This window comes from Vannielia litorea, from assembly GCF_018424695.1.
GTDB classification, from domain to species: domain Bacteria; phylum Pseudomonadota; class Alphaproteobacteria; order Rhodobacterales; family Rhodobacteraceae; genus Vannielia; species Vannielia litorea_A.
Genome location: NZ_QTNQ01000052.1, coordinates 20247 through 29307, shown reverse-complemented (window position 1 = coordinate 29307; position 9061 = coordinate 20247). Strand labels below are relative to the sequence as shown.

Here is a 9061-nt window from a genome sequence, read left to right as displayed (position 1 = left end):
GCTGGAGCACGGGCGCGGTTTCAAGCTTCGGCGTGGCTTCGGCGGTGTCGGGCGTGGGCCGGGAGGGCTGAGCCATGGGTGGCGGCGCTTCGGCGCGCGTGTCCAGCTCCGGCGGGTCTTCGGCCTCCGGTTCGGGTTGGCTCTGCGCTACGGGCTCTTCCAGCTCCGGCGGCGTTTCCCAGTCTTCCACCATGGCGGCGACAGCCTGGCTTGCGGCGGTGACCGACACCTCGCTCTCGCCACCTTCGCCGCCGGTGGTGGTGCCGCTGTCGGTCATCGGGATCGCGAAGGCGACGGCGATATGCAGCAGGGCGGCGATGCCCACGAAAACCGGAAAATCTGCCCTCATTGCGGCACCGCCACCAGCTCGACGCGCGGCACGCCTGCCGCTGCGAGCTGCTTGAGAACGCGGGCCACCGTGGCGGCCTCTGCCGCGCCATCGGCCCTGAGCTGCGCGGTGTCACCGGCAACGGCGGCGAAAGCGGCCAGCGCCGCCTCGCCGCGCGCGTCATCGAAGGCCAGCGTGCCATCGGCCCCGACGTAGAGCACGGCGTCCCGGCGCTCCGCCGCCTCACCGCTTGCGCGAGGCGGCGCCACCTCGATCGGCTCGGGCGGGGTGAGGCTGGAGGTCATCAGGAAGAAGATCAGCAGCAGGAAGACCACGTTGATCATCGGCACCACCGATTCTGTGGCGTTGCGGCGCGGAGGGTCGGAGAAATCCATCATTCGACCAGCACCAGCCCGGTGAAGCCCTCTGCACGCAGGGTATCGGCCACGGAAACCACCCGTTGCAGGCTGGCGCCATCACGCCCGCGCAGGATGACGGTGTCGCCGGGCCCGTCCATCAGCGCGGCCAGCGCGGCGGCGAGACCGGCTTCCTCGGTGCCCAGGCCGTTGAGCAGCGTTTGGCCGGGCGTGATATCCACCAGCCGGGGCGGGCCGGAATAGGCCTCCGCGCCGCCCCCGCTGCCGGCCAGCGGCATCGGCAGCATCACCTCGGTGCCGAACCGCGAGGCCAGCATGAAGAACACCAGCAGCAGGAACACCACGTCGATGAGCGGTGTCAGGCTGGGCCTTCTGGCCTTGCGGGGCGGCTCGAAGAGGGTCATTCGGCGGCCCTCGCCATGGCCGGGGCGCTCTTGGGGCGCGGCGGCGCGCCGATGAAGATGCGGGCGGCGATATCTTCCATGTCGCCCCGGATTGAATCGCGCACGCTTTCAAACCAGGTCAGGGCGGCAGAGGCGGGGATGGCCACCGCCATGCCTGCGGCGGTGGTCAGCAGCGCCTCCCAGATGCCGCCCGCAAGCTGTGACGGGTCGGCGCGGCTGCCCGCGTTCTGAAGGGTCTGGAAGGCCTCGATCATGCCCAGCACGGTGCCGAGCAGGCCCAGAAGGGGCGCGATGGTGGCGATGAGCTCAAGTGCGCGCAGCCCGGTCGAGAGTTCGGCGAGGCGGCGGCGCGCGGCGCGGGTGACCTCTTCGCGCGCGGCGTCTTCGCCCAGCGATAGCCGCGCCTCGATGGCCGCGCGTGTCAGGCGGCTGCGGGTGCCCTTGCGGCCCGCGACCAGGGCCAAAGCCTTGTCCGCATCGCCCGCCTGCCACGCCTCGGCGGCGCGGAAGGCGGCCCCGCGTGACCAGACACCGGCGAGGAAGAAACGCCAGATCTTCCACAGGATCAGCGCGAGCGTCAGCACGGCGAGCGCGGCAATGGCCCAGATCGCCGGGCCGCCGTCGACGAGGAAGCGGGTGAGCCGCGCGACAGGGTCGGCGGGCGTGGCCTCTTCTGCGGCCTCGATGGGGCTTTCGGCGGTGGTGCCCGCAAAACTGTCAGCCGAAAGGCCCGGGGCCGCCTCGGCGGCGCTGTCGCCCACATCGGGGGCCGCTTGCGTATCGGGTCCGGCATCGGCGGGGGTGGCGGCTTCGGGTGCGCTGGTGCCCACCGCCGGATCGGTGGCGGGCAGGGCGGTGCCCGCATCGCTGCCGGGTTCCGGCGCGGGGGTGGTCATGGCCGGGGGCTCGGTGCCCGCGTCAGGCGGGGTGGGCTGCTGCTGCTGCGCAGCCAGCGGCGCGGCCAGAAGCGAGAGCGCGATGGCGACGGAGGCGGCTGCGGCGTGCCGGGATATGGCGGGGCGGATGTCCATCATGCAGGCTCCTGGCAGGTTGGCGAAGGGCACCACAGGGCGCCCCCCGCATGGTTCGATATCAGAACGTCATGTTGGCAGACAGAAAGATCGTCCGCCCCGGCTCGGTCAGCGGCTCGACGGCGGAGAAGCCGACACCATCGTTGCCGCGCCCCGAGTAGGTCTTGTCGAAGACGTTCTTCACATCAAGCCGCATCGTCAGGTTGTCGTAGTCGCGCGGTGTCCATGTTGTCCAGAGGTTGACCACCTCGTAGCTGTCCAGCGGATCGAAGCCATCTGGCACGTCGTCCACCTCCAGCGCAATCTCGGCGGTGCCGCCGATCTTCCACTGGTCGGTCAGCTCGTAGGCGCCGGAGAGGCCGATGATGTGCCCCACGGGGCGGCCGACGTAATAGGAGGTTGTCGAGGCGGGGCCCTCGTCGATCTTCACGTCGGCGAAGGTCCAGTTGCCCTCGATGTAGCCGCGCGCTCCGGTGTAGCGCAGCTTGGCGTCGAAGCCTTGCGACGTGACATCATAGGCCGCCGCCTCGCCGGTGGTGGTGAAGGGGTCGTTGGCGTCGTTGATCTCGGTATGGAACAGCGCGAAGCCCGCCTGCCACGGCCCCTGATCGTAGCGCAGGCCGATGCGGTAGTTCATCGAGCGGCTGGTGATCTGATCGCCGTAGACCGGCGCGCTGCGAAGCCCGATCAGGGCTGCTTCGTTCAACTCGTACCCGCCCCAGACCGAGGCCGCGCCGATGTTGAGCGTGAGCGTGTCGGTCAGCAGCACGTCGGCGGCGGCATTGACGCTGACACCCGAGGAGGACCATTCTTCGCCGGTCGCGCCGGTGAAGGTCTGGCTGTCGACGCGCATCCCGTAGGAAAGGGAGACCCGAGCGCCAACGTCCTGCCGCATCTGGGCGTAGACACCGATGTTTGAAAGCTCTTCCTCGCCCGCATTGGCGGCGGTGCCCGTGTTGGTGGCGGTTTCATGGAAGAAGTCCACGCCCGCCGTCAGCACGCCGTTGCCCAGTGCGAAGGCGTTTTCGGCCTTGCCCGAGAGGCTGCGGTTGCGGCCCTGTGCACTTTGGGCATCCACCAGCTGCTCGTTCCAGGCAAGCTGGATGGTCGGGGCCCAGATGCCTTGTGGGTTCTCGTCGGTATAGGTGAAGCTGTAGCTTGTCCGCTCGGTCAGGGCGACTTGGTAGGTGGTGCCACGGCCCGGCACATCCTCGAAGTCGGGTCGGGGGAAGCCGCCCTGGAACGGGCGCAGGCCCTGGTCGGAGATCTGCTCGGCGGAGAACTCGAAGCGCTTGCCGCTGTCGGTGGTGTAGGCGAGTTTGGCGAAGGCGTTCTCGAGGTCCGGCTCGGTACCGCCGATCACGTCGCCATCACCGTTCTCGTAGTCATCCCCGGTCTGGCGGGAGTAGGCCAGCAGGTATTCAAAACCATCCCGCTCCCCGTAGAGCGCCGCCGAGCGACGGAAGCTGCTGCCGCTGCCTGTGCCGAAGGTGAGGCGGGTGAAGCCGCCAATGGTTGCGCCGGGGTCCAGTAGGTCACGCGCGTCCTTGGTCTCGTAGGCGATGATGCCCGCCAGCGCGCCGGGGCCCGCATCGGCGGGGGCAAGGCCCGAGCTGACATTGACGCTCTTCAGCAGGAATGGATCGAGCGGCACGTTGCCGGTGTGGTGGAAGGCGCCCTTGTTCTGCCGTGCACCGTCGATGGTGACGGCAAGGTTGCTCTCTTCCAGCCCGTGCACCAGCACCTTCTGCGCAATCACCGAGCCGCCGGTGGCGAGGATCTCGGATTGCCCGGCAAAGAGCTCGTCGGTATTGGCCGCGTTGCGCTCTTCGATCTCTTCGGCGGAGATCTCGACGTTACCGAGCGCGTCCTGCGCGGCGTCGGCTTCGACGCGGATGGTGTCGAGGTCGATCACTTGCTGCGCCATGGCGGAAGTGGTGGCCAGCGCGGAGGCGGAGGCCAGGAGGATGGCCTTCAGGTCTGTTCTCATGTCCAGGTGTCCCAGGGTCTTGTTGCTGATGTCACGGCTGGCACGAGAACGCCGAAGAGGGCGTCGGGCTGGCTTTGGCTTTGATGTTGCCGGGCTGCGAGGCCGGCGGGCGGGTCAGGAGGCGGTGGCCAGCCTGTCCCATGTCATGGTTTCGAAACCTTCGCGGAAGGCGAAGCGCACGAGGTGGTTGTCGATCACGGCGCGGGCGCGGGTGAGGCCCTCTTCATCCGGGGCGGTCACGTCGACGACAAGCGCTTCGGGCTCGGCCTTCAGCGTGGCCGGGCCGGGCGGCAGCGCGCATTCGCCCGAGGTTTCATCGAAGCGCACCTCGATCTTGTGGCCGAAGTGTTTGCACAGCTGTTGCAGGTACTTGCTGGCGTGCGGGGTGGCAAACCTGCCGGTGTCGTGGAGTTGCTCTTGCATCTTCTGAATCTCTGAGTTTTTCTGTCGGAAATAATCCTGATGAAATGAATCGGGATTGTCCACCCCGATTCCGAACCCCGAGAGGCTCCTCATGAAACCCTTCGCAATCCTTGCTGCGCTTGCACTCGCTCCGGCAGCCGCTGCGGCCCAGACAGTTGAGATCGACACCGCCGCGGGGCCCGTGGCCGCGCCCACGGCGCCAGAGACGGTGGTGGCGCTCGACATCGCCGCGATCGACACGCTGACGGCCCTCGGTGTTGCCATCGCCGCCGCGCCTGCCTTCAACCCGCCCGCCTACCTTTCGGATGTCTTCGCCTCCGCGCAGCCGGTGGGCAGCCTCTTCGAGCCGGACTTCGAAGCGCTGGCCAGCCTTGCGCCCGATCTGATCGTGGCCGGCGGTCGCAGCCAGGCGCAGGTGGAGCCGCTCGGCCAGATCGCCCCCACGCTCGACATGACGGTGGGCACCGATGTGGTGGCCGATGGCAAGGCGCGGCTCGCGGCCTATGGCAAGCTCTTCGGGGCCGAGGAGAAGGCCTCCGCGCTGGAAGCCGAGTTGGACGCCGCCATCGCGAGCGCGCAGGCTGCTGCCGGGGGCAAGGGCGCGGCGCTGATCCTGCTTGTGAATGGCGGCAAGCTTTCAGCCTATGGCGATGACAGCCGCTTCGGCTGGCTGCACACCGCGCTGGGCCTTCCGGAAGCCTACCCCGAAATCAAGGCCGAAAGCCACGGCGAGGCCGTGAGCTTCGAGTTTGTGGCCGAGACCAACCCCGACTGGATCTTCGTCATCGACCGCGGTGCCGCCATCGGCCAGGAGGGCGAGGCCGCCGCTGCCGTGCTGGATACGCCGCTGGTCGCGGGCACCAGGGCGGGCGAGGCGGGGCAGATCGTCTACCTCGATCCGGCGCCGCTCTACCTGGCGGGCGGGGGCATCACCTCGATGCTGGGCACCATCGGCGAGGTGACCCGCGCGCTGGAAGGTGCAGGCGCCAGCAATTGAAACCGGCCACACTCTGGCTCACCGCCGGATTGATTCTCGCCGCCCTGATCTGCGCCTCGGTGCTCATCGGGGCGGCGAGCCTCTTTGCGGGTGACGTGGACAGCGGGCTGCTGATTGCCGTCAGCCGCCTGCCGCGCACGCTTGCCGCGCTTCTGGCAGGTGCGGGGCTGGCGCTGGCCGGGGTGGTGGTGCAGATGGCGGTGCGGAACCGGCTGGTGGAGCCGGGGCTGGTGGGCACGCCAGAGGCGGCGATGCTTGGGCTGCTCGCCATCACGCTCTTCGCGCCCGGCGCGGCGCTGATGGTGAAGATGTCGGTCGCCGCCGCCGCCGCGCTGGCGGGCACGCTCGTCTTTCTGCTGCTCGCCCGCCACGTGCCCCGGCGCGACCCGGTGCTGCTGCCGCTCGTGGGCCTGATCTACGGCGGCATCCTCGGTGCGGCGGCGCTCTGGCTCGCGTGGACGACCGACCTGATGCAATACCTCGGCGCCTGGATGTCGGGGGAGTTCTCGGGCGTGCTGGCGGGGCGCTACGAGCTGCTCTGGATCGTGGCGGTGCTCGCCCCCGCGCTCTACCTCGCCGCCGACCGGATCACCCTGCTGGGCCTCGGCGAAGATGCTGCTCGCTCGCTCGGCCTCAATTATCGCCAGACGCTGCTGGCCGGGCTCACTCTGGTGGCCGTCATCACCGCCGCCGTGGTGGTGACGGTGGGGGCAATCCCCTTCATCGGGCTGGTGGTGCCCAACATCATCTCCCGCTGGCGGGGCGACAACCTGCGCCGCAACCTGCCGCTCACCGCGTGGCTGGGGGGCTGCGCGGTGCTTGGATGTGATATTCTGGGCCGCGTGGTGCGCTGGCCATACGAGATCCCGGCGGGCACCATCTTTGCAGTGCTTGGCGCGGGCCTGTTCCTGTGGCTGCTCAATGCCGCCCCGCGCCGGGCCGCCCATGGCTGACGCCCGCCGCCTCCTGCCACTGGCGCTGGGGCTGGCCGCGCTTTCGGCGCTGTTCCTCGGCTGGAGCCTGCGTGCGCCGGTGGAGTTCATCCTCACGCTACGCGCCACCAAGCTCGCCGCCCTCGTTGTGGTCGGCGCGGCCATCGGGGCGGCGACGGTGATCTTTCAGACGATCACCGCCAACCGCCTGCTCACGCCGGGCATCGTCGGCTTCGATGCGCTCTTCGTCTTCCTGCAAACCGGCGCGGTGCTGTTCTTCGGCTCGGCCGAAACCTCCACCCTGCCCACCACGCTGCGCTTCGGCCTTGAGGCGGGGTGCCTTGTGCTGGCGGCGCTGGCGCTCTTTGGCCTGCTGCTCCGGCGCGGCGCGGGCGATATCCTGCGGGTGGTGCTGACCGGCGTGATCCTCGGCATCTTCCTGCGCGGGTTGACGGCGTTTGCCCAGAGGCTGCTCGACCCGTCGGAGTTTGCCATCGTCCAGCAACTGACCTTCGCCAGCTTCAACGCCGTCGACCGGGCCACGCTTGCCATCGCCACTGTACTCCTCGGCCTTGCCCTCGCCGCCGCGCTGGCGCTCGCGCCCCGGCTCGATGCGGTGGCCCTGGGGCGGCAGACGGCACGCAGCATCGGGCTGCACCATGACCGCGTGGTGCTGGCCGCTCTGGCGCTGGTGGCGCTGCTGGTGGCGCTTTCCACCGCGCTTGTCGGGCCTGTCACCTTCCTCGGGCTGATCGCCGCCAGCCTCGCTTACCGCGCGACCGGAGCGTGGCGGCACGTGGTGCTCATTCCCGCCGCTGCATTGATCGGGGCGGCGATTCTGGTGGGCGGACAGTTCATCTTCGAGCGGCTGCTGGGCCTGCAATCGACCCTCGCGGTGGTGGTCGAGTTCCTCGGCGGCCTGCTCTTTCTCATTCTCCTGCTTCGGAGGTCGCGCCCATGATCCGCACCCGCAACCTGACGATCACGCGCGGCGAGGCCACCGTGCTCTCCGACGTATCCCTGGCCTTTGGCGAGGGCGGCATCACCGCGCTGATCGGGCCCAACGGCGCGGGCAAATCCACCCTGCTCCATGCCATCGCCGGGCTTTTGCCCGCCGGCGCGGGGCAGGTGGAGGTCGATGGGCTCGACATGGCCGCTGCCGCGCCGATGGAGCGTGCCCGCCGCGTGGCCCTTCTGGCGCAGTCCAACCAGGTGACGGCGCGGCTCACCGTGGCCGACCTGGTGACCTTCGGGCGCTGGCCCTTCCACCGGGGCCGCCCGCGCGCCGAGGACAAGGCGCAGGTGACGCGCGCGCTGGCGCTCTTCGAGCTTGAGGATCTGGCGAGGCGGCAGATCGACACGCTCTCCGGCGGCCAGCGCCAGCGGGCCTTCACCGCCATGGCCTGGGCACAGGAGACCCCGTGGATGCTGCTGGACGAGCCGCTCGCGGCGCTCGACCCGCGCCACGCCCGCGACCTGATGGAACGGTTGCATGCCCTGTCACGCCCCGGCCCGGACCAACGCAGCATCGTTCTGGTGCTGCACGATCTGAGCACGGCTGCGCATTACGCTGACCGAATCGTGGCCCTGAAGCAGGGCCGGGTGATCCGGACCGGGCCACGCGCCCTTGCCATGACCAGCGAACTGCTGAGCGACCTCTATGGCACCGGTCTGAAGGTGACCCGCGCAGAAGGCGTTGGCGTGGTGATTCCGGCGTGAGTCTCGTACTGGTTGCTTGGAGCGCAACCTATGGTGGATTCCGCGACAGTATTTCGGCGTTTCCCATGCGGTTTGGCCGCGAAGGGGAAACAATCCAGCAATTTATGGATCTAATTTTCAACTTTAGAAACGAATTAAAGGAGAGAATTGGATCGTTGAATCTACCTTGGCGCGAGTGTGGGCGATTTCTCCTTGGAAATAAAGGTATTCCGGGTTTCCTGCGATTATTGTTCTCAATTTGGAAAACACATTCTTGCCCGATTCCCGGTGCTCTTATTCCCCAAATCACCGTTTTTGCGACCATTTTAGAACAAATGTTACTTTCATAACGGCACCACCGGATGGCTGTTCCAGTCAACGCAAATAACAAGTCAACGCCAAACCACACAGGATCAAAAAAATGTCCACGAATATCTCCGACCTCAAGAACATCGCCGGCTTCATCGGTGCCTGCCTCGTCGACTCCGACACTGGCCTGATGCTCGCTTCCGAATCCTCGGGCACCAAGTTCGACCTCTAAGCTGCTGGCGCCGCCAACACCGAAGTGGTGCGTGCCAAGAACGCTGCCATGCAGGCGCTCGGCCTCGATGACCACATCGAAGACATCCTCATCACCCTCGGCACCCAGTACCACCTGATCCGCCCGCTGGAATCCAACCCGGCCGTGTTCGTGAACGTTGCCGTTGACCGCAAGTCGGCCAACCTCGGCATGGCGCGCCTGACCGTGAAGAACGTCGAAGGCAAGCTGAAGGTCTGATCGACCCCGCTTGCACTGCGGCCTGCCGGGCACGTCCCGGCGGGTCGCGCACCAGACTGCTGTCCTCCGTTAACGCGCCTTTACCGCGCGTCTCTGTAAAGCT

11 protein-coding genes and 1 pseudogene are annotated in these 9061 nt (G+C 67.9%); 6 read left to right on the top strand and 6 right to left on the bottom strand.

Translation table 11 applies throughout. The features are described 5' to 3' along the window. From DYI42_RS16090 to DYI42_RS16065, 6 genes and pseudogenes are all read right to left on the bottom strand, one after another. Positions 1-349: pseudogene (locus DYI42_RS16090) on the bottom strand (energy transducer TonB); the annotation flags it as partial. Next, positions 346-726, bottom strand: coding sequence for an ExbD/TolR family protein (locus DYI42_RS16085; RefSeq protein ID WP_342344675.1), 381 nt, complete (start codon positions 724-726; stop codon positions 346-348). The pseudogene DYI42_RS16090 and the gene DYI42_RS16085, both read right to left, overlap by 4 nt. Continuing rightward, positions 723-1109: an ExbD/TolR family protein gene (locus tag DYI42_RS16080; protein WP_213547019.1), complete on the bottom strand. Its 387-nt coding sequence runs from the start codon at positions 1107-1109 to the stop codon at positions 723-725. The genes DYI42_RS16085 and DYI42_RS16080 overlap by 4 nt, the downstream gene beginning before the upstream one ends. Further along, entirely contained in the window at positions 1106-2143 is a 1038-nt protein-coding gene (locus DYI42_RS16075; protein WP_244867969.1) for a MotA/TolQ/ExbB proton channel family protein, read from the bottom strand. The genes DYI42_RS16080 and DYI42_RS16075 overlap by 4 nt, the downstream gene beginning before the upstream one ends. Before the next feature lie 58 nt (positions 2144-2201). Then, positions 2202-4130, bottom strand: a complete 1929-nt coding sequence (locus DYI42_RS16070) for a TonB-dependent receptor domain-containing protein (RefSeq protein ID WP_213547018.1) — start codon at positions 4128-4130, stop codon at positions 2202-2204. A 114-nt stretch (positions 4131-4244) separates the two neighbouring features. After that, positions 4245-4553 carry a DUF2218 domain-containing protein gene (locus tag DYI42_RS16065; RefSeq protein ID WP_213547017.1) on the bottom strand — a complete coding sequence of 103 codons (309 nt, stop codon included), beginning with the start codon at positions 4551-4553 and terminating at the stop codon, positions 4245-4247. A 91-nt stretch (positions 4554-4644) separates the two neighbouring features. On the opposite strand from DYI42_RS16065, the gene DYI42_RS16060 reads away from it, so the two are divergent. The 6 genes from DYI42_RS16060 (at position 4645) to DYI42_RS16035 (ending at position 8958) form a co-directional block, all read left to right on the top strand. After that, on the top strand, positions 4645-5550 hold the full coding sequence (locus DYI42_RS16060) for a siderophore ABC transporter substrate-binding protein (protein ID WP_213547016.1): 906 nt from the start codon (positions 4645-4647) through the stop codon (positions 5548-5550). After that, positions 5547-6503, top strand: coding sequence for an ABC transporter permease (locus DYI42_RS16055; RefSeq protein ID WP_213547015.1), 957 nt, complete (start codon positions 5547-5549; stop codon positions 6501-6503). Before DYI42_RS16060 ends, DYI42_RS16055 begins: the two co-directional genes overlap by 4 nt. Then, entirely contained in the window at positions 6496-7443 is a 948-nt protein-coding gene (locus DYI42_RS16050) for an iron chelate uptake ABC transporter family permease subunit (protein WP_213547014.1), read from the top strand. The genes DYI42_RS16055 and DYI42_RS16050 overlap by 8 nt, the downstream gene beginning before the upstream one ends. After that, positions 7440-8201: an ATP-binding cassette domain-containing protein gene (locus DYI42_RS16045; RefSeq protein WP_213547013.1), complete on the top strand. Its 762-nt coding sequence runs from the start codon at positions 7440-7442 to the stop codon at positions 8199-8201. The genes DYI42_RS16050 and DYI42_RS16045 overlap by 4 nt, the downstream gene beginning before the upstream one ends. Continuing rightward, on the top strand, positions 8198-8530 hold the full coding sequence (locus tag DYI42_RS16040) for a hypothetical protein (protein WP_213547012.1): 333 nt from the start codon (positions 8198-8200) through the stop codon (positions 8528-8530). Before DYI42_RS16045 ends, DYI42_RS16040 begins: the two co-directional genes overlap by 4 nt. Positions 8531-8748: 218 nt before the next feature. Continuing rightward, positions 8749-8958, top strand: coding sequence for a hypothetical protein (locus DYI42_RS16035; protein ID WP_213547011.1), 210 nt, complete (start codon positions 8749-8751; stop codon positions 8956-8958). Positions 8959-9061: the final 103 nt, after the last annotated feature.